This is a genomic window from Acidobacteriota bacterium, from assembly GCA_016712445.1.
Taxonomy (GTDB): Bacteria; Pseudomonadota; Alphaproteobacteria; order Caulobacterales; family Hyphomonadaceae; genus Hyphomonas.
In genome coordinates, this window is the sequence record JADJRB010000001.1 from 1,709,144 (window position 1) to 1,730,636 (window position 21,493).

Consider the following 21,493-nt stretch of genomic DNA (forward strand, 5'->3'; position numbering starts at 1 on the left):
TGGCAGCGCCATTCCATGCCGCGCTATAAGCTCCTGATCGAATACCATGGCGGGCCCTACCAGGGCTGGATGAGGCTGCCCGGAATCCCCACCGTGCAGGGCGCGCTGGAAGAGGCCGCAGCAAAGCTGGATGGCGGTCCGGTTGAGGTGGTTGGCGCCGGGCGCACGGACGCCGGCGTGCATGCCACGGGGCAGGTGGCCCACATGGACCTCGCACAGGATCGCCCGGACAAGGTGGCCGACGCGATGAACTTCCACCTGCGCCCGCACCCCATCGCCGTGCTGAAGGCGGAACGCGCGGCGGATGATTTCCATGCCCGCTTCTCCGCCGCGTCGCGCCACTACCGCTATGTCATCGTCAACCGCCGCGCCGACCTTGCGCTGGAGCGCGGCCTCGCCTGGCGTGTGCCCGCGAAGCTCGATGCGGCCGCAATGCACGAAGCCGCGCAGCTTCTGCTCGGTCACCACGATTTCACGACTTTCCGGGACACGGGCTGCCAGGCGGCGAGCCCGGAGAAAACGCTCGACCGGTTTGATGTTGCCCGTTTCGGCGACCGGATCGAGTTCACCCTCTCCGCGCGCAGCTTCCTGCACCGCCAGGTCCGCTCGATGGTCGGCAGCGTCGTCGAGGTCGGACGCGGTTTCCATCGGCCGGAATGGATCCGCGAGATCCTGCACGCGGCCGACCGTACGGCCTGCGGCCCCGTTGCCCCAAGCGACGGGTTGTTCCTGGTGCGCGTGGACTATCCCGCCTGACGCGAAGGCAATCTTTGCGGCCCCGGTCTTCGGGGTTAGCCTCCCGGTCAAACGAACAGGGAGAGAAATAATGGCCATCGATTTCACGATTCCGGACGACGCCAAGGAAGTGCGCGAGCGCGTGCGCCTCTGGGTACAGAATGAGTGCATCCCCGCCGAGAAGGAAATGGCGGCCGGCAAGCCCTACAAGACCGTGCTCAAGGAGCTGCGCACGAAAGCCCGCAAGCAGGGCCTCTGGCTTCCCTTTTTCCCGGTCGAGCATGGCGGCATGGGCCTCGGCCCACTCGCCAACGCCCTTGTGCAGATGGAACTCGGTCACAGCCATCTCGGCGCGCTATCGATGAATTCTCAGGGTCCGGACGATGCGACCATGCTCACGCTGCTCGCCCACGGCACGGACTTCCAGAAAGAGAAATACCTGAAGCCTTTGATCAATGGCGAGAAACGCATCTGCTATTCGATGACGGAAAAAGCAGCCGGCGCTGACGCCACCGGCATGCAGACAACCGCCGTGAAGGATGGCAAGGGCAACTATGTGCTGAACGGTGAGAAGTGGTTCTCGTCCGCCGCGACCGCCGCCGACATCGCCGTCGTAATGGCGAAGACCAATCCAGAAGCCCCGCGCCACCAGCAATACTCGACCTTCATCGTCGAGCTGCCAAACCCCGGCTACCGCATCATCCGCGACATCCCGACGATGGCCGTGCACGGAAAACATTACACCGAGATGGGCGGCGGCCATGCCGAAGTCGCCATCGAAAACCTGATCGTGCCGGAAGAAAACCTGCTCGGCGGGGAAGGGATGGGCTTCGCGATGGGCCAGCACCGGCTCGCCTATGGCCGTCTGCGCCACGGCATGCACAATGTGGCCATGGCCCAGCGCGCACTTGATCTGGCTACGGAACATGTGACCAAGCGTACCACCTTCGGCAAAGGTCTCGAGGATCGCCAGGGCGTCCAGTTCATGCTCGCCGACTGCGCCAGCAAGATCTACATCGCGCGCCTGATGCTGATGCACATTGCCTACAAGGCCGAGAACGGCATGGACATCCGCCAGGAGAACGGCATTGCCAAGGTCTACCTCGCCAACATGGTGCATGACGTGGTCGACACTGCGATCCAGCTACACGGCGCGCTCGGCTATTCGCTCGATACGCCGCTCGCCGCCTGGTACACGCATATCCGTTCCCAGCGCCTCGTCGACGGGCCGGACGAAGTGCACAAGTGGATCACCGGCAAGAACGTCATCCGCGCCTTCAAGAAGGATGGCACCACGGCCGCCGCGGCGGGCGGAGACCTGCTCTAATTTTTCTTGCGGAACAGGCCGCGGAAGATCGGCCACTGCCACATCACGAGGCCGGTCAGCGCGAGGCCGGGGAAGATCACGTACTTCGTCGCATCCGCGAAGAACGGGTTCTCCACCAGCGGTGTGTAAACGTAAGCGAACAGGATCATTCCGCCGGTGATATGCAGCCAGCGCATGATCTCCTTCGTGAAACTTCCGCCCATGTCCGGCCTCCCTGTTGTTGTTCCAATATGGCGCAAGGCGGCAGGCGCGGCGAGCCCCGGCGTCAATCTGGACAGCACCCCGCGACGGGCCTAGCCTTTCACCCATGATCAAGCTCACATTCTGCCTGCGCCGACTGCCGCATCTCAGCCGCGAGGAATTCCAGCGCTACTGGCGCGAGACGCATGCGCCCCTCGTCGCGGCCCGTGCAAAGACGCTCGGCATCGTGAAGTATGAGCAGGTGCATGGCGGCTTTGACGAGATGAGCGCCGGCATCCGGGCCTCGCGCAATGCGCCGGAGCCCTATGACGGTATCGCCGAGATCTGGTTCGAAAGCGAAGCCGCCATGGCCGCTGCCGGACAGAACCCTGGTGCCGCAGAGGCTGCACGGGACCTGCTGGAAGACGAGCGCAAGTTCATCGACCTTGAAAACTCGCCCCTCTGGTTCAACCGGGTGCACACGATTGTGGGCTAATGCAGCGCTGCGCCCATAGGCGAAGCTTCCAAACCTGCTATCTTGAGGGCCGATGACCTCCCCGCCCAAGCCTCCGCCCACCCTGCTTAACCGTTCGGTCCGGACCCCGGTTTCCCGGCGGCCGGGCAAATGGCGCATTGCCGATATCATCGATGGCCGCGCCCTGCGTGTGAAGCTGACCGCTGCGGCACTGGACAACATGAACAGCCCGCAGGTCGCGCGCAAGCAGGCGCTGAACCTGCTGCACGGGGCGATGTTCCGGGGCCGCCTGATTGCGCAGGAGCGCCTGCAGCAGGGCGCCGACGGGCTGGACACCGCGCGCCTCCTCGCCGCCGTGCAGGACGAGGTGATCCATGCGCTCTACGATTTTACGGTCACCCACGTCCACCGCGCCTCCAACCCCACCGAGGCCGAGCGGCTCGCGATCGTCGCCACCGGCGGTTATGGCCGGGGCGTCATGGCGCCGTCCTCGGATACCGACCTCCTCTTCCTGCGCGCCTACAAGGCCAGTCCGCATACGGAGAGTGTGGTCGAATACATGCTCTATGCCCTGTGGGACATGGGCCTGAAGGTCGGCAACGCTTTCCGTGCGCCGATCGACTGCGTGAAGCTCGCGCAGGACGATGTCACCATCAAGACTAGCATGCTGGACGCGCGCTTCATTTGCGGCGACCAGGCGCTGGCCGAAGACATGATGGCGCTGTTCCAGCGTGAATCGATCAAGGGCAAGGACGCCCAGTTCATCGCCGACAAGTTGGCCGAGCGCGACGCGCGCCACGCCCGCACGGGTGATGCGCGTTATGTCGTCGAACCGAACCTGAAAGAAGGGAAGGGCGGCCTGCGCGACCTGCAGACGCTCTACTGGATCGTCAAGCACATGTATGGCGGTACGTCCCTCGAAGAGGTGATGAAGGCTGGTCCGTTCACGGATCATGAGTACGCCGTCTTCATCCGCGCCGCGCGGTTCCTTTGGACCGTGCGCTGTCACATCCACTTCGTCACCGGCCGCCCCGAAGACCGCCTCAGCTTCGACCTGCAGCCCGAGATCGCCGCCCGCATGGGCTACCGCGACCGCGAGGGCCAGCAGGGCGTCGAGCGGTTCATGAAGCGCTATTTCCTCGTCGCCAAGGATGTTGGCGGGCTGACGCGCATCCTCGCTGCGAAGCTCGAAGCCGATCACAAGAAGAAGCCCGAGGGCCTGCGCCGTTTCCTGCCCGTGCGGACGCCGCAGCCGCTACCGGAGGCCGGGTTCATGGTGGATACGGGCCGTATAAACACCACGGGCGACGAGGTGATGGGCGCCGATCCGCTTAACATGATCCGCCTCTTCACAATCGCCCGGCGCGAGCAGAAGGACATCCACCCGACGGCGCTCACCGCGCTGACGCGCAACCTGCGCCGCTTCTCGGAAACGGTGCGCGAGACGCCGGAAGCGCGCGAGCTCATCCTCGACGCCATCCTTGGCGGCAAGGAACCCGGCCCGACGCTGAGGCGCATGAACGAGGCCGGCGTACTCGGCCGTGCGATCCCGGAGTTCGGATCCATCGTCGCGCAGACGCAGTTCAACATGTATCATCATTACACGGTCGATGAGCACACGCTGCGCGCCGTGGAAACGATTGCCGATCTCGAGCATGGCCGCGGCGATGTCGCCCCGCTCGCCCATGAACTGTTCAGCCAGATCGAAAACCGCCGCGCGCTCTATCTCGCAATGCTGCTGCACGATACCGGCAAGGGAAAGGGTGACCAGCAGGAAGCTGGCATGCGTACCTCGCGCAAGGCCTGCGAACGCCTTGGCCTGCCGGACGAGGAAACGGACATCGTCGTCTGGCTCGTCGGCCACCATCTCGAGATGAGCGAGACCGCGCAGAAACGCGACATTACTGATCCGCGCACAGTGGCAAAGTTCGCCCGCCTCGTCGGCTCGCTCGAACGCCTGCGCCTCCTCTACATCCTCACGGTCGCCGACATCAAAGCCGTCGGCCCCGCTGTCTGGAATGCCTGGAAGGGCCAGCTTCTCGCGGATCTCTACCATAACACCGCCGCCGCGCTGCGCGGGGGGCGTACGGATGAAGCCGGCGTGCAGGGCGAGCTGGAACGCCGTGCCGAAGACCGCCGCGCCGCGCTCAACGACCGTCTCGGCGCACTCCCGCCGCTGCTGCTCGAACTCGAAACCGCCTACTGGACCGGCTTCGACGAGAGCGACATCGCCTGGCATGCCAGCGCGCTCGCCAAAGGCGGCGATGTCGTTACCACGCGCATGGCGCCGGAAGGCGGCGCGGTCGCGCTGCTCGTCTCCGGCAAGGACCGCCCGGGCCTCTTCGCCGATCTAGCCGGCACGCTTGCCCGCCTCGGCGCCAACATCGTCGCCGCGCAGGTCTTCACCTCGCGCGGTGGACGTATCGTCGACGTGTTCATGCTGCAGGACATTCGCGGCCTGCCATTCGGGGAGGGCGATCCGCACCGTCTCAAGGCGCTGGAGAAGGCGATCACGGCCGCGCTGGACGGCAACCCGGCCCAGGGCGGCGTCAAGTCCCGCACCGGGCGACGCGAGGCGGCTTTCCTCGTCCAGCCCTCAGTGCAGATCCATGACGAGATCTCGGCCGACTACACTGTAGTTGATATCGCTGCGCGAGACCGCCCGGGCCTGCTGCACGAAGTCGCCGAAGTGCTGGCCGAGCTGAAACTGTCGATCCACTCCGCGCATGTCGGCTCGTATGGCGAGCGCGTGTTTGACGCCTTCTATGTCCAGTCCGAGACAACCGGCGACGGCCACCTCTCGAAAGCCCGCAAAGAGGCCTTGAAAGACCGTCTTATGGCCGTCTTGTCGCGCGAGGAACCGGAGGGCCCGCAAACGCCCGCCCGTAAACTGAAACGTTCACGCGCCGTGGACAGCTTCTGAGAATTCAGGAAAAGCGGACAACATGAGCCTGGTTCGCAACACCGCCGTTCAGGCGTCTCTGACCTTCGCCAGCCGCATCCTCGGCTTTGCGCGCGACATCATCCTCGCCGCCAAGATCGGCGCCGGGCCGGTGGGCGATGCCTGGGCCACGGCCCAGCAGTTCCCGAATCTCTTCCGCCGCATTTTCGCCGAAGGCGCCTTCGCCTCGGCCTTCGTGCCAACCTATGCGCGCACCCTGGAGGCCGAAGGCCCCGAAGCTGCTCGCGCGGTGGCCGAAGATGCCCTCAAGGTCCTCTTTGCCGCCACCGCCGCGCTGACGATCCTTGCCCAGATCTTCATGCCCTGGGTCCTGCTGGTCATCCATGGCGGCCAGGCCGGCGATACCGAGAACTACAATCTCGCCGTGCTGCTCACCCGCATCACGATGCCTTACCTCACCTTCATGGCCATCGCCGCGCTCTTCTCCGGCGTCCTGAACTCGCTGGAGCGGTTCATCCTCTCGGCCGGCGCGCCGACGCTGCTGAACCTCTGCCTGATCCCCGCCGGCCTGCTCGGCACCACGCCGCAGCTGACCGCCACCTATGCCGCCATCGCTTTCTTCATCGCCGGTCTCCTGCAGGCGGGCGCGCTCTGGTGGGGTATCTCGCACCAGAAGGTGAAGCTCAGCCTGATCGGCTGGCCGCGCCTGACGCCCGCCGTCAAAAAGGTGCTGATGCTCGCCGTGCCCGGTACGATCGCGGCCTCCGGCACGCAGATCAACATCATCGTCAGCCAGTCGCTCGCCAGCTTCGAGGTCGGTGCCAAGAGCTGGCTCTACGCCGCTGACCGGCTCTACCAGCTGCCGCTCGGCCTCGTGGGTGTCGCGGTCGGCGTTGCCATCCTGCCGCGCCTCAGCCGCGCCGCGCGGGCAGGGGACTCCGATGCCGGCGCCCGCACAATGGATGAAGGCCTCGGCCTCGCGATGGCGCTCACCTTTCCGGCCGCTGCCGGCCTGATGGCCGCGCCTGTCTACCTGATCGACGCCTTCTTCGTGCGCGGCGCCTTCCTGCCGTCGGACGCGGCCGCCGCCGGCGCCGCGCTCTTCCACTTCGCCTGGGGCGTGCCCGCCTTCGTGCTCATCAAGGTGCTCGCCCCGCCCTTCTTCGCGCGGGAAGACACGAAAACGCCGATGCGCTTCGCGCTCGTCTCGGTCGTGGTCAACACTCTGCTCGGGGCAGGGCTGTTCTTCTGGCTGAAGCAGATCGGCCAGGACGGCTTCCCCGGTCTCGCCATCGCCACCAGTACGGCCGCCTGGGTCAACACCTTCCTGCTTTGGATCACGCTCACCCGGCGCGGATGGTATACGCCGGGGCCGAAGCTCGCCGGCGGCCTGATCCGGGCGGGCCTCGCCACCGCCATCCTCACCGCCGGCATCCTGCTGATGCTCTGGCAGCAGCCCGCCATCATCACGGCCGTGGGCGGCTCCCACGCGCTCGCCGCCGCCGCCACGGTCACCGCCGCCGCCGTCATTTATGGCCTGGCCGCCCTGATCACCGGCGCTGTCAGGATCAGCGACCTCCGGCAGGCTTTGCGCCGCTGATCAAACAGGCTAAACGCCCCGGATCATGACCGACACGACCCAAGCCTATACCGGCCCGAAACGCGTATTCTCCGGCATCCAGCCGACGGGAAACCTCCATCTTGGCAACTATCTCGGCGCGCTGAAGAAGTTCGCAGACCTTCAGGCCGAAGGGCATGACTGCATCTTCTGCGTCGTGGACCTGCACGCCATCACCATGCCGGTCGAGCGCGGCGCCCTGATCGACCAGACCCGCCAGATCGCCGCCGCCTTCATGGCCGCCGGTGTGGACCCGGCAAAGTCGGTGATCTTCGCCCAGTCCTCCGTGCTCGCGCATGTGGAGCTCGCCTGGATATTCAACTGCGTCGCCCGCATGGGCTGGGTCGAGCGGATGACCCAGTTCAAGGACAAGGCCGGCAAGGATGCCGAACGCGCCTCCGTCGGCCTCTTCACCTATCCTGTGCTGCAGGCCGCCGACATTCTCGCCTACAAGGCAACCCATGTGCCGGTCGGCGAAGACCAGAAGCAGCACCTCGAGCTCAGCCGTGACATCGCGGACCGCTTCAACCGCGAATACGGCGTACCCGGATTTTTCCCGCTGCCTGAGCCGATGATAAAGGGCCCCGGCGCGCGGATCATGTCGTTGAAGGACGGCACGAAGAAGATGTCGAAGTCGGACCCGTCCGACCTCAGCCGCATCACACTCGTGGACGATGCCGACGCGATCTCGAAGAAGATCAAGAAGGCGACCACCGATACCGGCGTCATCCCTGCCACCCCGGAGGAGCTGAAAAGCCGTCCCGAAGTCGAAAACCTCGTCGGCATCTATGCGGCCCTCTCCGGTCGCACCGTCGAGAGCGTCCTCGCCGAGTTCGAAGGCAAGGGATTCGGCGTCTTCAAGCCCGCGCTGGCCGATGTCACCGTCGCCCACATGGCGCCGATCACGACTCGCTTCCGCGAAATCCTCGCTGATCCTGCGGGCATCGACCGTGTCCTCGCCGACGGCGCGCAGCGCGCCAATGCCGTGGCCGCGCCGATCATGGACGAGGTCCGCCGCGTCGTCGGATTCTGGCGTCCCTGATCTGCCTGCGACCGCTGGCCCGGTTGTCACTCCGGCAGACACACGCCATCTTCTGGCAAAGCCAATGGAGGACTGACCCCGTGCGCCTGCTGACCAACCTGATCCTGCCCGCCGCCCTGATCCTCGGCGCCTGCGGCGCGCCCGCCACCGGTACCGAAACGGCCGCCACCGACGGTCCGGTCATCGAAGTGCGCGACGCCTTCATCGTCCAGCCGCCCGAGGGCCGCGACATCACCGGCGGCGGCCTGCATGTCAGCGTCACCGGCGGCCCGGTCACGCTGGTCCGCGCCGCTACCGACATTGCCGGCACGGTCGAGCTGCACACGATGTCGATGGAGAACGACATGATGCAGATGCGCAAGGTCGAGAGCTTCCCGGTCTCCGAGGACCAGCCCCTCGTGCTGGAGCGCGGCGGCAATCACCTGATGATGTTTGGCGTCCAGCCTCTCCAGGTCGGCGACCAGGTCGACGTGGTTCTGACGTTCACAGACGAATCAGGCGCGGAACAGGATATCGTTACCCAGGCCGAGGTCGTTCCCCCGGCTGGTTAATGCCGATCCTGTAGGCAATACGGGCGGTTATCTGAAATTTCATGCAGTCCCGCCCTGTTATTGCCATCCTGATGCCATCATAGTCGGGGCATATGACACCTCCCCGGCCACCCGCTCAGGACAGGCGCAAACCCATGCCCTCACGCTCTGCTGCCGCGAAGCTTCCCAAAGCCTATGAGGAAGACCTTCGCGCCAAGCCGCGGCCCGCGCCGATTCCGCCGGAGCACTTCATCTCGCTCGAGAACGCGCAGCCAAGCCCGCTCATGCTGGGTGCCCAGAAAACCTGGAAGGGAATTGTCGGCCTGTTCCGGCTGGCCCTGATCGTTGCCGTCATCGGCGCCTATCCGGCCGCCGTCGTCCTCTCCAGCCATATCGATGACAGCCCGGTCGTCTTCCCGCCCAACGAAAGCTGGTCCGTGCCCGGCGTGGGTGTCGCTATCCACAAGGTCGCGCGCGAACTTGCCGGCGCCGGCTGGGCCTCGGACCGCGACAGCTGGCACCCGCAGGCCCGCCTCACCGCGCTGCCCGCCTGGCAGGAGGCCACCGCCGCAGGTCTCTCCGAACACGTCAAGCTCCTCTCCGAAGTCGCCGCCACCTCGGATGGTCCGGACGGAGACCTCGCCGCCGCCTCGCGCCTGCTGATGGCGGTGCCGGGCGAAGACATGCGCCCGCGCCTCACCGCCGCCGCCGAGGCTCTCAACCGGTTTGACACGCGCGCCTCGCGCGGCCTGGCTCTGCGCCCGGCGCCGGAAGAGACCCTGCCGCTCGAGATGGCCCTCTTCGCCACATGGGCCGAAACGGACCTCGCCGCCCTGTCGGACCGCATCAATGCCGAGCAGGATGCCTGGCTCGCCAGCAAGGAAGACATCGCCGCCTTCTACGCCGCCAAGGCCCGCGCCCATCTCGCGCATGAGCTGATCCTCGCCAGCAAGGCCCGCGCCTATGGCCTGACCGGAGATTCGCAGGTCGCCGCCCGCCTCGCCCGCGCCGAAGCCTCCTGGAAACGCGCCGCCGAACTGAAGCCCGTCTTCGTCTCGAACCAGGACGGATCGGCCGCCCTGTTGCCCAACCCCCTCGCCAGCATGGCCTTCTATCTCTACGAAGCCCACGAGGCGTCTGCTGGCCTGGCGGCCGTTCTGGCCCCGCCGGCCCCTGTGGTTGCGGAGACGGCAGAGGCCGCCCAGGCGGCAGATGCGGCAGCCGAAGAAGTCGCTGTCCCTTGAACTGACGCGCCTTGTAGGCCATCTCTGGCCTCAGACAGCGAGGCGCCATGTTCATCCAGACTGAAGCGACACCGAACCCCGATACCGTGAAATTCCTGCCCGGATTGCCGGTCGCCGGCTTTCATGGGCCGTTCGACTACCCTGACGCCGCCAGCGCCCGCGCCAGCCTTCTGGCCCGCGCCCTGTTCCAGGTCGACGGCGTGGAGCGCGTCTTCCTCGGCGCCGACTTCGTCTCGATCAGCAAGGCCGCCGCGAAAGACTGGAAACACGTGAAGCCGATGGTGCTGGCCGCCATCATGGACCATTACATGGCCGGCCTGCCCGTCGTTGACGAAAACGGCCTCGCCGCCAGCGATGATGAACCCGTCTACGAAGGCGAAACGGCCGAGATCGTTGCCGAGATCAAGGAACTGATCGAAACGCGCGTGCGCCCCGCCGTGGCGCAGGATGGCGGCGACATCACCTTCCGCAGCTTCGATGCCGCCACCGGCGTCGTCCATCTCAACATGCGCGGCGCCTGCGCCGGGTGCCCGTCCTCCACGATGACGCTGAAATCCGGCATCGAGAACATGCTGCGCACCTATGTGCCGGAAGTCACCGCCGTCGAGGCCGTGCTCTAGCGCGTTCCGTCCGTACCCGGATTACCCATTCTCCCTTCACAAGGACCTCCCGGCCATGGCCCATCCCGTCAACGACCATGCCCTCGATGTCATCTTCCGCGATGCGCGCAGCCAGAACGGCTTTGTCGACAAGGACGTTCCCGAAATTCTCGTTCGCGCGGTCTATGACCTCACCAAGATGGGCCCGACGAGCGCCAACTGTTCGCCCGCCCGTTTCGTCTTCGTCCACTCGGCCGCCGGCAAGGAACGCCTTCTGCCCCTGATGAGCGCCGGCAACCGCGAGAAGACCGCCGCCGCCCCGTGGACCGTGATCATCGCGCACGATCTCGCCTTCCAGGAAAAAATCCCGAAACTCTTCCCCCACGCGCCCGGCGCGAAGGACTGGTTCAACAGCAACCGCGACGAGACAGCCTTCCGGAACGGCACGCTGCAAGGCGCCTACCTGATGATCGCGGCGCGCGCCATCGGCCTTGATTGCGGCCCGATGAGCGGCTTCGACATGGCCGGTGTCAACCGCGAGTTCTTCGAGAACGAAGAAGGCGAGATGAAGCACTGGCGCGCCAACTTCATCTGCAACATCGGCTATGGCGACAAGACCAAGATCTTCGACCGCAGCCCGCGCCTCGAGTTTGACGAGGCCTGCCGCATCCTCTAACCGCGAGCGATGTTAGTCCTCGGCCTCAACACTGCTTTCAGTACGATGGAAGCCGCCCTCGTGCAGGACGGCGAGATCCTCGCTGACCGCCGCGAGGCCATGCCGCGCGGACAGGAGCGCCGCCTGCCGGGCCTCGTCGCGGAGCTATGCGCCGAAGCAGGCGTCACGCTCGCCCAGCTGACCCGCATCGGCGTCGTCGCCGGCCCCGGCAGCTTCACCGGCTTGCGCATCGGCGTGGCCTATGCGCGCGGCCTCGCCCTCGTCACCGGCGCCAAGGCTGTCGGCATCACCAGTCTCGAAGCGGCCATTCCGGCCGGTCTCGAAGGCGCCGCCCTCGGTTGCCTCGCCGCCCAGCGCCGCCCGCCGGACCAGACCTGGTGGGTGCAGGGCATCTCGGGCGGGGAGGGGATCGCCGACGTGATCGAAGTTCCGCTCACGGAGCTTCTCCCCATGCTCACCGGCTTCCACGCCCCCGTCTTCATGGACAGCCACGAAGCCCTTGGGGACCTCGCCGACAAACTCGACCTGCGCCCGATGCAGCCCAGCGCCGTCACCGCCGCAATCAAGGCCAGCCTCTTCGACCCGGACAAACACCCCCCAGCGCCGGTCTACGCCCGCGCGCCGGACGCGGCGCTGCCCCCTCCAAAAGCCTGAATTCCGCTCGCCAAACAACACAGCTCATCCTGAGAGAAGTCGAAGGATGGGCCAACCTAAGCGAACGCGGCCCGACCCCAACTCATCCCCGCGCGAGCCACGGATCAATGTCATCCTGCTGCGCAATCAGCGCCAGACCATGCGCAATCGACACAAACTGGTCTCCGGTCTCGATTTTTCCGTCGCTGAACCGCGCCTCGAAACTCTCGCGCAGCGTCGGCACATAGGAGGTTCCCCCGGTCAGGAACACGCGGTCGATGCCGGCTTCTTTCAGGTTCGCGCGCGCCAATGCTTCGTCTACGGAGGACTGGATCGCGCGCACATCATCCCCAATCCAGCCATCGAACTCGGCGCGCGTGATCGTGCGGTCGAGGTTCAGCCTGCCTGCCTCCAACAGGAACCGCCCGTCTGCGCCCTGCGACAGCTGCATCTTCACCTGCGCCACCGCCCGGTAGAGCAGGTAGCTCGCGTCCGCCTCCAGAAAGTCGATGAAGGCGCGGATCAGCCGCGGCGCGTTCGACACTGTCTCAAGTTTCACCAGATCCGCAAAATCCTTCGTGTGCCGCATGATCGACAACTGGTTCCATTGCGCAAACCGCGTGTAGAACGACACCGGTACGGGAAGCGTCTTGTCGCCGCTTCGGAAGGTCGAGTCTTTGCCGAACAGCGGCGCCACCACATGCTCGATGATCTTCTGGTCGAACGCATCGCCCGCAATGCCGATGCCAGCATGCGACAACGCCTCGGCGCGCAGCTTGCCGCCGCGCGGGTCAAACCGGATGATCGAGAAGTCGCTCGTGCCACCGCCGAAATCCGCCACCAGGATGGTCGCGGGCGCGGTCAGGCGCTGCGCATAGAAGAAGGCCGCCGCCACCGGCTCGTAAACGTGATGGACCGTCTCGAAACCGAGCCGCTTCAGCGCCGTCTCGTAGCGCGTGCGCGCCAGCGCCTCGTCCGGCTGCGCGCCCGCAAACTGCACGGGGCGCCCCATCACGACCTGTTTGGGCCAACGCGCGCCCGCTCGTTCCGACAGGCGCCGCAGATAGGCCGCCAGCAGGTCTTCGAAATACCAGGCCTTGTTGTGGATCGTGGTCGACTGGAAGAAGGGGCTCGCTGCAAAGGTCTTGAACGACTGGATGAAGCGGCAATCCCCGCCGAGTTCGAGGAACTGGTCGATGGCCCAAGGGCCGATCTCCATCATCGCGCGCCCGCTCGCCTCTTCGTCCTTCCAGAAGCACAGTACCGACCGGCAGGCCGAAAAACTTTCGCCGCCATGGCTGAAGGTCATCGCCTCGGCGCTGCCATCCGGCCGCGCCAGCGAGGCAACACTGTTGGTCGTGCCGAAGTCGAGGCCGAGCGTGGAAGTGGCCTGGGTCATGTTGGGGACTTGTGCGGGAGGAAAGGGCAGGCGAACTAGCAGGCGCGCGGGGTGCGGATCAACCCCGCACCGACGCCTTTTGACTCCGGATGCTGATGACCCTCGCCCCGCGCGCCCTTGTTGAAAGCGATGCCGCCGCCGCCGCGGCGCTGCATGCTCAGGGCTTTCCGGACCCCTGGAGCGCGGCTTCCATCGCTTCGCAGATCATCGCCCCGAATGGGCTCGCCCTCGGCATCGAGGACGCGGGCGCCCTGATCGCCTTCGCCCTGTTCCAGTCCGCCGCCGGCGACACCGAACTCCTCACCATTGCCACCGATCCCGCCCGGCGCGGCGCGGGCCATGGCCGCCGCCTCATCGAGGCCGCGCTCGCCCCGCTCACCGCCGCAGGCAATACGCGCCTCCTGCTCGAGGTCGCCGAAGACAACGCCCCCGCCCGCCACCTCTACGCCCGGCTCGCCTTCACCCTCGATGGCCGCCGCAAGGGCTATTACGCGGCTGGCCGCGCAGCCCCGGTCGATGCCCTGCTGATGTCGCGCTTCCTCTCCGGGTAGCCGCGCGCGCAAGCCGGGCTATACTCTCCCGAAACGAGGGAGACCCAAATGGCCGACACCGAGCAGAAAATCGAAATCCCGCAGGAAGTCTTCACGCTCTACGACGCCTATTGCCACGGCGACCTGTCGCGCCGCGCCTTCTTCTCCAAGCTCTCGACCTACGCCGTCGGCGGCCTCACCGTCTCGATGCTCGCTGCCTGCGTGATGCCGGACTATGGCCGCGCCCAGACCGCCGAAGGCGAGACCGACCTCATCGAGGAAACCGTCACCTACAAGTCTCCGAACGGGGCAGGGGAGATGTCCGGCTATCTCGTCCGCCCCGCAAAGGCCAAGGGCAAGCTCGCGGGCATCGTCGTCGTCCACGAGAACCGCGGCCTCAATCCGCACATCCGCGATGTCGTGCGCCGCGCCGCCAAGGCCGGCTATGTCGCCTTCGGCCCGGACGCGCTCTATCCCCTCGGCGGCTATCCCGGCAATGATGATGACGGCCGCGCCCTGCAGGCCCAGCGCAAGAATCCCGAGATGTTCGCGGACTTCATGGCCGCCGCCGAATTCCTGCGAGATCATCCGTACACGAATGGCAAGATTGCCTCTACCGGCTTCTGCTTCGGCGGCGCCATCACCAACCTGATGGCCGTCCACCAGCCCTGGCTGAAGGCCTCCGTGCCTTACTATGGCGGCTGGCCCACAGCCGAAGAGGCCGCGAAGGCTGAAGTGCCCCTGCAAATCCACCTCGCGGGCAACGACACGCGGGTGAACGACGGCTGGCCGCCCTACAAGGCTGCGCTCGACGCCGCCGGCAAGACCTACGAGGTCCACATGTACGAGGGCGTCGAGCACGGCTTTCACAATGACACGACGCCCCGCTACAACCCCGAAGGCGCCGCTTTAGCGTGGGGCCGCACGCTCGATTTCTTCGCCAAGCATTTCGCCTGATCCCCTCTGGACAGGCGGGGGAATCTGGCAGATGTTCCCCAAATGTTCGAGTCGGCCACCACCTTCGACACGCCCGCCGGACTCTGCGGCCTCGGCTGGACGGCGGCGGGCCTGACTCGCGTGCGCCCCTTCGCGGAAAGCCCCGCGAAGGCCGTGCAGCCCGGCGCCGCGCTTGTCCCCGAATCCGATGCGCCTGCCCACATCAAGGCGACCATCGCCGCCCTGCGCGCCTTCCTCGGAGGCGAGGCCGTCCGCTTCGACGACGTCGGCCTCGATTTTGCCGGGATCTCGGATTTCGAGGCCGCCCTTTACCGCGCCCTGCGCGACGTCCCCTGGGGCGAAACCGTCTCCTATGGCGACCTCGCCCGCCGCATTGGCGCGGACACCGGCGCCGCCCGCGCGGTCGGCATGGCGATGGGCCGCAATCCCTGGCCCCTCATCGTGCCCTGCCACCGCGTGCTCACCTCAGACGGCAAGCTCGGCGGCTTCTCCGCGCCAGGCGGGCCGCGCACCAAGACCGCGCTGCTCGCCCGCGAAGGCGTCCACCTCGATGGTGGCCAGCTGGCCCTCTTCGAATGACGGGCGCACCGCTGAAAATCCGCAACCGCGATGCGCGGCGCCTCTGGCTTGATGCCCAGGGCCTCGCCGCCACGCCCACCGGCCCGCTCGATCTCGCCGCCACCATCCACAAGCTCGGTTTCGTGCAGCTCGACTCCATCCGCGTCGTCGCCCGCGCCCACGACCATATCCTCTGGAGCCGCAACCAGAACTACCGCGAGCCGATGCTCGTCAAACTCCTGAAAGACCAGCGCGCCGTCTTCGAACACTTCACGCACGACGCCTCGGTCATTCCGATCGAGTTCTATCCCAACTGGCGCCGCCAGTTCCGCCGCATGGAAGCGCGCGTGAAAGGCTGGGACTGGCACGCCGGCTATCACGGCCCTGAAGGCCGCGCCGAAATCCGCGAACGCATACGCGCCGAAGGCCCGCTCTCCTCGCACGCCTTCGACACCAAGGTCATCGGCAAGCGCGAGATGTGGCGCCGCCCGCCGCACAAGCTCTCGCTCGATTACATGTGGTATGCTGGCGAGCTCTCGACGTCCCACCGCGAGAACTTCACCAAGTTCTACGACCTCACCGAGCGCGTCATCCCGCACCCGCACCTGAAGGCGAAAGAGCCGCCGGATGCCAAACAGGTTGACTGGCTCTGCCGCGAAGCGATCCGCCGCCTCGCCTTTGGCACAGAGGGCGACATCCAGCGCTTCTGGGCTGCGGCCGACCTCGAAGAGGTGAAGGCCTGGACCGCCGCGCAGAAAGACCTCGTCCCCGTCGAGATCGAATCGGCCGACGGCGCCTGGTCGCGCGCGCTTGCCCCGGCCGATATCGAAGTCCGTCTCGACGCCGCCGAGGCGCCCACTTCACGCCTGCGCATCCTCAGCCCCTTCGATCCCGTCATCCGCGACCGCGCGCGCCTGAAGCGCCTGTTCGGCTTCGACTACCGCATCGAGATCTTCGTGCCCGCCGAAAAGCGCATCTGGGGCTATTACGTGTTCCCGCTGTTGGAAGGCGACCGGATGATCGGCCGCCTCTGCGCGAAAGCGGACCGCGCCGCAGGCACACTCACCATCGACAAACTCTGGCTGGAGCCCGGCATCGCCTGGACGGGCCCGCGCGAAGCAAAGCTCGAGGCCGAGCTTGCCCGGTTCGCCCGGTTGGCGAATGTCACCGATATCGTCTGGATAGACGGCGCCAATATGGACATTCGGGGAAGGTGAGGGCAAAACACCCGCCATGGACCGTTTGGAAAAGCTCTGCATCGAAAAAGGCCTCCGCATGACGGAGCCGCGCCGCGTCATCGCGCGCGTCCTCTCCGTCGCCGATGACCATCCCGACGCCGAAGAACTGCACCGCCGCGCCAACTCGCTGGACGCCTCCATCTCGCTCGCCACGGTCTATCGCACCGTGAAGCTCTTCGAGGATGCCGGCATCATCCAGGCGCATGATTTCCGCGATGGCCGCGCGCGCTACGAGGAAGTTCCGGAAGAACACCACGATCACCTGATCAACGTGAAGACCGGCGACGTCGTCGAGTTCCACTCGGCCGAGATCGAGAAGCTGCAGGAAGAAATCGCCCGCAAACTCGGCTACCGCCTCGTCGATCACCGGCTCGAGCTTTACGGCATTCCCCTCAAGGATGGCGAGTAGCCCCGCCTTTTCCGTTGCCGGACATGAAAACGCCGCGCCAGGTTTCCCCCGGCGCGGCGTTTCCGCATTCACAAGCGGCTCGGCTTATTCCTCCGGCACCACTTTGAAGATGCCGTCGAAATCCTTGCTTGCGATATAGAGATAACCGTCAGGACCCTGCACTACGTCGCGGATCGAATATTCGTCCTTCAGCAGGTCTTCCTTGCCGACGACCTTGCCGCCTTCCAGATCGATCCGTACAAGGACGAGTCCGCCCGGCCCGTTCATGCCGCCGGTAAAAAGGTCGCCCTTCCAGCCCGGATAGACATCGCTGGTCAGCATCGTCAGGCCCGAGGAGGCGATCGACGGCACCCAGTAGGTCTCTGGCTGCTGCATGCCTTCGGCTTCGGTCTTGTCGGTGATCACCGTGCCGTCATAGTTCACGCCATAGGTGATCTTCGGCCAGCCATAGTTTGCGCCCTTGGTGATGATGTTCAGTTCATCGCCGCCCTTCGGGCCATGCTCGGTTTCCCACAGCGTGCCGGACACCGTGTCATAATACATGCCCTGCATGTTGCGGTGGCCATAGGACCAGACCGCCGGATTGCCGGCGGTGCCGTCCGCAAACGGATTGTCTGCCGGGATCGAGCCGTCCGGATTGATCCGGATGATCTTGCCATGCGTCGTCTTCGGGTCCTGCGCGAGCTCCATATACTTGAAGCCTTCGCCAATGGTCACGAACAACGTGCCGTCATTCCCAAAGGCAAGGCGCGAGCCATAGTGATAGGTCGTATCGCGCAGGTCGCCGCGGAACAGCTCCTCGACATTCTCGATGGCCGTATGGTCATCACTGAGGCGGCCGCGCACCACGAGCGTGGAGTTGGCTTCCGGCGTGCCGGACGAGAGCGAGACATAGACCAGCCGGCTGGCGGCAAAGTCCGGGTCGAGCGCGATGCCGAGATAGCCGGCCTGGTCGGCCGTCAGTGCCTGCGGCAGGCCGGTCACCGGCGCAGAGGCCGCCGCGCCGGGCGCGAGGTATTTCAGGCCGCCTTCCTTCTCGGTGAACAGCAGGCCGCCATCGGCGAGGAAAGTCATGCCCCAGGGCTGCTCTGCGCTGACCACCGGCTCGAGCTTCACCTTGGTTTCGCTGACGGCGATGGGCACCGAAGGCTCCACCGGTTCGGTGCAGGCCGCGACCGACGCGATCAGGGCAATCAGGGGCAGGCGGGTCGTGAATCTCATGGCGCAGCTCCGGTTCAGGGCGGGAATGGCCACAGGCATAATGCGTCCCGCGTCCCTCGCCAATGAAAAAGGGGCGGCCCCGAAAGGCCGCCCCCTGATGATGTGACGCTGAAGCGTCTGTTACCAGGTCTTCGACACCGACACGCCGTAGGTGCGCGGCTCGGTCAGGAAGATGTTGGTGTACAGTCCCGAGGAGTCGTCCGTCAGATAGGCGCCGGTGATGACCTGCTCGTTGGCAACGTTCTTGCCGAACGCCTCAACCCGCACACCGTTCTCGTCGTTGAAGAGAGTGATCGAGACGTTGAGATTGTCCCACGAGGACAGCTCGTCACGGCCGGTATTGTAGACGCGGCTGAAGCTGTCCGACTGACGGTAATAGTCAGCGCGGGCAGTCAGGCCCCAGTTACCGAACGCGCCCGGCTCCCAGGTGTATTCGGCACCGAAGTTGATGGTCGATTCCGGAGCACCCGGCATCGAGTTGCCGTCCAGATCCTTGGCATCGCCGTCCGTGGTCGTCAGCAGTGAAACGGTGCTGGTCGAGCCGTCGATATTCGTCACGGAGACCGTTTGGCCCGTCAAACCGAGAAGGGCTTCGAGGTTTGCCGTGCCGCCTGCACCGGCCGCCAGGGCGCCGTTACAGATGCCGCGGGTCGAGCCATCCGGCAGGGCGCCGAGAGCGATGGCGCCGAGAACGGTCGCATAGCCCTGAGCCGAAACAACGCAGCTCGAGTAGGTCGAAGCGTTCTTCAGCGTGACCAGGTCCGCGCGGCCGTTCGTGCGGTCGAGCACGTCGATGCTCCAGGTGTCCTGGATCTCGGAGTCGAGCAGGCCGATATTGGCATTGACCACAAAGGTTGAGACCGGGTTCCAGATCGATTCAAACTCGAAGCCCTTCAGTTGGGTATCGATGTTGAAGTTCGCCGAGGCCCGGTTCACGATCTGCGTGATCTGGTAGCCTTTATAGTCATAGAGGAAGCCCGTTGCGTTGAGTTGCAGCGCGCCGCCTGCCAGCGAGTTCTTCGCACCGATTTCGTAGGAGTTGATGAACTCCGGTTCGAAAGTCAGCGGGAAGAGGTTCGCACCAGTCGGCTGGGGCGGGTTGATACCGCCGCCCTTATAGCCGCGTGAGTAGAAGGCGTAGAGCAGCGTGTCTTCGGAGAAGCTCAGATCCGGCGACCAGTCGAAGCCGGCGCGGCCGGTAACTTCTTCGAATTCCGCTTCCTGGAGGCCCGTCGCCCCAAGCGTGGCGCCGGGACCAAACAGGATGGACGGAACAATGTCCTGTTCCTTCTTGTCGCTCGTATAGCGCAGGCCGACGGTCGCTTTCAACGAGTCGGAGATGTCATAATAGCCTTCACCGAACACGGCGAAAGATTCGAGGCGGTAAGGCGAGAGCGAGCGGAAGTAGTTGCCGCCATCGCCGACCAGCGAGCCGCCGAAGGCCGGGATACCGCCCGTGCCATCGTCGACCACGACAGGTCCGCCGAAGATGCTGGCAGCGCCGCCGCTGGCCTGGAGGGCCGCATTGTTGAGCTGAGCCAGAGACGTCAGCGAGTTTGAGAGCACGTAGTACCCGTCGCCCGGACCGGCCGGGTCGGACACTTCAAGGTCGACGGCAATGGCGCCGAGGTTGAAGTTGAACGGGCCGTCCCAGGCTGACTGGAGGCGCAGTTCGTGCGAGGTCTGCTCGGACTCGCCGCCCGAGACATCGAACGTGCGGAAGATATTTGCAGCGCCAAGTTGTGGATCGCTCACCACGCCGCCCGGGAAAAGGGCCCCGTACAGCGGCGCCAATGGGGTGCCACCAAAAACGTAGAAGGGGCCTGGCGTCGTATTGAACGCAATTGTCGGCGCGACCTTGTTATAGTCCTCAAACGACAGCACCGAGTTCTCGCTATAGCTGCCGAGATAGGTCAGCAGCAGTGAGTCGGTCAGGTCGAATTCGAGCTTGCCGGTGATTAGTGTCTGTTCGGCCTGGTACTGCGGGTCGAACGCCGATTCGATTTCGCGCAGGTTCGGATTGACCGGCGCCGGGAAGGCGTCGCCGTTCAGCAGGCCTGCGATGATGCCGAGACCGCCGCCGAGCGTGGCAACCGAGTTCACCCGGTCGTTCATCTCGTCAAGCGGCGCTTCCTGGCAACCCAGCGAGGTCACCAGCTGGTCAAGGGGCGTGATCCCAATGCCGGCAAACGAGGTTTTCAGAGGGTCCTTTTTGCAGAGTTGTTTGCCCGAACGGATGCGACTGTCATCTTCTTCGAAGTGATCATAAATCAGCAGTGCGCGAAGCCGGTCTGTCGGCTCGAACGCAACCGAGGCACGGATGCCGTACAGCGAGCGGTCATCCATGTCATTGCCAGTCACCGTGTTGGTGGCATAACCGCTGCGCTCGAGGCTGCTGCCCGCGAGGCGGACAGCGATCTTGTCGCCGATTGGCACGTTGATCATACCCTGGAACTTGGCGGTGTCGTAGTTGCCGACCGTTGCAGAAACGTTGGCCTGGAACTCTTCCATCACCGGTTTGGCGGTAATCGCGTTGAACACACCGCCGGTCGCGTTGCGGCCGTAGAGCGTACCCTGCGGTCCGCGCAGGACCTCGATACGTTCCATGTCGTAGAATTCGGCTTCAAACAGGGCGTTCGATGTCAGCGGCACGTCGTTCTGGTGAACACCGACGCCGGCATCACCTGACGTGGCCACAGCGTCGTTGCCGATGCCGCGGATCTTGAAGTTGTAGCCCTCGAAGTTGCCTTTGGTGAACGAGACGTTCGGAATCGACTTCACAAGGTCAGGGCCGCCGGCCAGCTGAAGCTTGTTCAGCGATTCTTCGTCGAACGCCGAAACGGCGATCGGAACGTCCTGGATGGACTGTTCGGTTTTCTGCGTGGTCACCGTAACGGTGTTGAGGCGCCGCGATTCATCGGGCGCAGTCTCTTCCTGGGCGACCGCCATCGGCCCAAACATCGTGAGGACAAGCGCGGAGGCGCCTGCCAGCAAGACGGATTTCGAGTTAAAGTTCCGGGTCATTTTAATTTTCCTCCCCTCGGGCCGCTGTGTGCAGGTCACCGATTCTGTTGATGATTATACGAGCCGTCCTCTTTGGTGGGACCGCTTCAATGGCAACACAAGTGCAGGAACCGGGCCGTGTCAATTGGTCTCGCCGGGGGAGGGGGCAAACACTTTGCCGGGGTGTCAAAAATGTGACGGCTTCCGCCGGGATGGC

At 65.2% G+C, this 21,493-nt stretch carries 20 protein-coding genes; 16 read left to right on the forward strand and 4 right to left on the reverse strand.

Features of this window, described 5'->3' with window-relative positions; translation table 11 throughout:
• The first annotated feature begins 15 nt into the window (after positions 1-15).
• Both truA and IPK75_08750 read left to right on the forward strand, forming a co-directional pair.
• Positions 16-756, forward strand: coding sequence for a tRNA pseudouridine(38-40) synthase TruA (truA, locus tag IPK75_08745; GenBank protein MBK8198446.1), 741 nt, complete (start codon positions 16-18; stop codon positions 754-756).
• 70 nt (positions 757-826) lie between these two features.
• Positions 827-2,062 (forward strand): acyl-CoA dehydrogenase family protein, encoded by a 1,236-nt coding sequence (locus IPK75_08750; protein MBK8198447.1) that lies wholly within the window; start codon positions 827-829, stop codon positions 2,060-2,062.
• On the opposite strand, the gene IPK75_08755 is transcribed toward IPK75_08750, so the two are convergent.
• Entirely contained in the window at positions 2,059-2,265 is a 207-nt protein-coding gene (locus tag IPK75_08755; protein ID MBK8198448.1) for a hypothetical protein, read from the reverse strand. The two genes, IPK75_08750 and IPK75_08755, sit on opposite strands and share 4 nt — an antisense overlap.
• Positions 2,266-2,369: 104 nt before the next feature.
• Between IPK75_08755 and IPK75_08760 the strand changes: the two genes are divergently transcribed.
• The 9 genes from IPK75_08760 to tsaB all read left to right on the forward strand — a co-directional run bounded on the left by IPK75_08760 (position 2,370) and on the right by tsaB (position 11,982).
• Positions 2,370-2,738 carry an EthD domain-containing protein gene (locus IPK75_08760; protein MBK8198449.1) on the forward strand — a complete coding sequence of 123 codons (369 nt, stop codon included), beginning with the start codon at positions 2,370-2,372 and terminating at the stop codon, positions 2,736-2,738.
• A gap of 52 nt (positions 2,739-2,790) precedes the next feature.
• Entirely contained in the window at positions 2,791-5,640 is a 2,850-nt protein-coding gene (locus IPK75_08765) for a [protein-PII] uridylyltransferase (GenBank protein ID MBK8198450.1), read from the forward strand.
• A gap of 22 nt (positions 5,641-5,662) precedes the next feature.
• Complete coding sequence (murJ, locus tag IPK75_08770) at positions 5,663-7,219, forward strand: murein biosynthesis integral membrane protein MurJ (GenBank protein ID MBK8198451.1); 1,557 nt, start codon at positions 5,663-5,665, stop codon at positions 7,217-7,219.
• A gap of 25 nt (positions 7,220-7,244) precedes the next feature.
• Positions 7,245-8,279, forward strand: a complete 1,035-nt coding sequence (trpS, locus tag IPK75_08775; protein MBK8198452.1) for a tryptophan--tRNA ligase — start codon at positions 7,245-7,247, stop codon at positions 8,277-8,279.
• 80 nt (positions 8,280-8,359) lie between these two features.
• Positions 8,360-8,830, forward strand: coding sequence for a copper chaperone PCu(A)C (locus IPK75_08780; GenBank protein MBK8198453.1), 471 nt, complete (start codon positions 8,360-8,362; stop codon positions 8,828-8,830).
• A gap of 134 nt (positions 8,831-8,964) precedes the next feature.
• Positions 8,965-10,053: a hypothetical protein gene (locus IPK75_08785; GenBank protein MBK8198454.1), complete on the forward strand. Its 1,089-nt coding sequence runs from the start codon at positions 8,965-8,967 to the stop codon at positions 10,051-10,053.
• Between the two features lie 47 nt (positions 10,054-10,100).
• Complete coding sequence (locus IPK75_08790) at positions 10,101-10,673, forward strand: NifU family protein (protein ID MBK8198455.1); 573 nt, start codon at positions 10,101-10,103, stop codon at positions 10,671-10,673.
• A 55-nt stretch (positions 10,674-10,728) separates the two neighbouring features.
• Positions 10,729-11,328: a malonic semialdehyde reductase gene (locus IPK75_08795; GenBank protein ID MBK8198456.1), complete on the forward strand. Its 600-nt coding sequence runs from the start codon at positions 10,729-10,731 to the stop codon at positions 11,326-11,328.
• Positions 11,329-11,373: 45 nt separating this feature from the next.
• Positions 11,374-11,982: a tRNA (adenosine(37)-N6)-threonylcarbamoyltransferase complex dimerization subunit type 1 TsaB gene (gene tsaB, locus IPK75_08800; protein ID MBK8198457.1), complete on the forward strand. Its 609-nt coding sequence runs from the start codon at positions 11,374-11,376 to the stop codon at positions 11,980-11,982.
• An 82-nt stretch (positions 11,983-12,064) separates the two neighbouring features.
• On the opposite strand, the gene IPK75_08805 is transcribed toward tsaB, so the two are convergent.
• On the reverse strand, positions 12,065-13,360 hold the full coding sequence (locus tag IPK75_08805) for an Hsp70 family protein (GenBank protein ID MBK8198458.1): 1,296 nt from the start codon (positions 13,358-13,360) through the stop codon (positions 12,065-12,067).
• A 95-nt stretch (positions 13,361-13,455) separates the two neighbouring features.
• Between IPK75_08805 and IPK75_08810 the strand changes: the two genes are divergently transcribed.
• The 5 genes from IPK75_08810 to IPK75_08830 are packed head-to-tail and all read left to right on the forward strand — an operon-like array spanning position 13,456 to position 17,052.
• Positions 13,456-13,911, forward strand: coding sequence for a GNAT family N-acetyltransferase (locus tag IPK75_08810; GenBank protein ID MBK8198459.1), 456 nt, complete (start codon positions 13,456-13,458; stop codon positions 13,909-13,911).
• Positions 13,912-13,959: 48 nt separating this feature from the next.
• Complete coding sequence (locus tag IPK75_08815; protein MBK8198460.1) at positions 13,960-14,847, forward strand: dienelactone hydrolase family protein; 888 nt, start codon at positions 13,960-13,962, stop codon at positions 14,845-14,847.
• 42 nt (positions 14,848-14,889) lie between these two features.
• Positions 14,890-15,426, forward strand: coding sequence for a methylated-DNA--[protein]-cysteine S-methyltransferase (locus IPK75_08820; GenBank protein ID MBK8198461.1), 537 nt, complete (start codon positions 14,890-14,892; stop codon positions 15,424-15,426).
• A complete protein-coding gene (locus IPK75_08825; GenBank protein ID MBK8198462.1) occupies positions 15,423-16,622 on the forward strand; it encodes a YcaQ family DNA glycosylase in 1,200 nt (399 codons plus the stop codon). The genes IPK75_08820 and IPK75_08825 overlap by 4 nt, the downstream gene beginning before the upstream one ends.
• 16 nt (positions 16,623-16,638) lie before the next feature.
• Positions 16,639-17,052, forward strand: a complete 414-nt coding sequence (locus IPK75_08830; protein ID MBK8198463.1) for a transcriptional repressor — start codon at positions 16,639-16,641, stop codon at positions 17,050-17,052.
• An 84-nt stretch (positions 17,053-17,136) separates the two neighbouring features.
• Here the strand turns inward: IPK75_08830 and IPK75_08835 are convergent, their stop codons facing one another.
• Both IPK75_08835 and IPK75_08840 read right to left on the reverse strand, forming a co-directional pair.
• Positions 17,137-18,273, reverse strand: a complete 1,137-nt coding sequence (locus tag IPK75_08835) for a PQQ-dependent sugar dehydrogenase (protein MBK8198464.1) — start codon at positions 18,271-18,273, stop codon at positions 17,137-17,139.
• Between the two features lie 120 nt (positions 18,274-18,393).
• Entirely contained in the window at positions 18,394-21,297 is a 2,904-nt protein-coding gene (locus tag IPK75_08840) for a TonB-dependent receptor (protein MBK8198465.1), read from the reverse strand.
• Positions 21,298-21,493: the final 196 nt, after the last annotated feature.

Excerpts from the sequence above, each read along its gene's own strand:
- IPK75_08830 (MBK8198463.1), top strand. The coding sequence starts at position 16,639 with ATGGACCGTTTGGAAAAGCTCTGCATCGAAAAAGGCCTCCGCATGACG.
- IPK75_08840 (MBK8198465.1), bottom strand. The coding sequence starts at position 21,297 with ATGACCCGGAACTTTAACTCGAAATCCGTCTTGCTGGCAGGCGCCTCC.
- murJ (MBK8198451.1), top strand. The coding sequence starts at position 5,663 with ATGAGCCTGGTTCGCAACACCGCCGTTCAGGCGTCTCTGACCTTCGCC.
- IPK75_08820 (MBK8198461.1), top strand. The coding sequence starts at position 14,890 with ATGTTCGAGTCGGCCACCACCTTCGACACGCCCGCCGGACTCTGCGGC.
- IPK75_08755 (MBK8198448.1), bottom strand. The coding sequence starts at position 2,265 with ATGGGCGGAAGTTTCACGAAGGAGATCATGCGCTGGCTGCATATCACC.
- IPK75_08790 (MBK8198455.1), top strand. The coding sequence starts at position 10,101 with ATGTTCATCCAGACTGAAGCGACACCGAACCCCGATACCGTGAAATTC.
- IPK75_08785 (MBK8198454.1), top strand. The coding sequence starts at position 8,965 with ATGCCCTCACGCTCTGCTGCCGCGAAGCTTCCCAAAGCCTATGAGGAA.
- IPK75_08835 (MBK8198464.1), bottom strand. The coding sequence starts at position 18,273 with ATGAGATTCACGACCCGCCTGCCCCTGATTGCCCTGATCGCGTCGGTC.
- IPK75_08810 (MBK8198459.1), top strand. The coding sequence starts at position 13,456 with ATGACCCTCGCCCCGCGCGCCCTTGTTGAAAGCGATGCCGCCGCCGCC.
- IPK75_08815 (MBK8198460.1), top strand. The coding sequence starts at position 13,960 with ATGGCCGACACCGAGCAGAAAATCGAAATCCCGCAGGAAGTCTTCACG.
- tsaB (MBK8198457.1), top strand. The coding sequence starts at position 11,374 with ATGGAAGCCGCCCTCGTGCAGGACGGCGAGATCCTCGCTGACCGCCGC.
- trpS (MBK8198452.1), top strand. The coding sequence starts at position 7,245 with ATGACCGACACGACCCAAGCCTATACCGGCCCGAAACGCGTATTCTCC.
- IPK75_08760 (MBK8198449.1), top strand. The coding sequence starts at position 2,370 with ATGATCAAGCTCACATTCTGCCTGCGCCGACTGCCGCATCTCAGCCGC.
- IPK75_08750 (MBK8198447.1), top strand. The coding sequence starts at position 827 with ATGGCCATCGATTTCACGATTCCGGACGACGCCAAGGAAGTGCGCGAG.
- truA (MBK8198446.1), top strand. The coding sequence starts at position 16 with ATGCCGCGCTATAAGCTCCTGATCGAATACCATGGCGGGCCCTACCAG.
- IPK75_08795 (MBK8198456.1), top strand. The coding sequence starts at position 10,729 with ATGGCCCATCCCGTCAACGACCATGCCCTCGATGTCATCTTCCGCGAT.
- IPK75_08765 (MBK8198450.1), top strand. The coding sequence starts at position 2,791 with ATGACCTCCCCGCCCAAGCCTCCGCCCACCCTGCTTAACCGTTCGGTC.
- IPK75_08805 (MBK8198458.1), bottom strand. The coding sequence starts at position 13,360 with ATGACCCAGGCCACTTCCACGCTCGGCCTCGACTTCGGCACGACCAAC.
- IPK75_08825 (MBK8198462.1), top strand. The coding sequence starts at position 15,423 with ATGACGGGCGCACCGCTGAAAATCCGCAACCGCGATGCGCGGCGCCTC.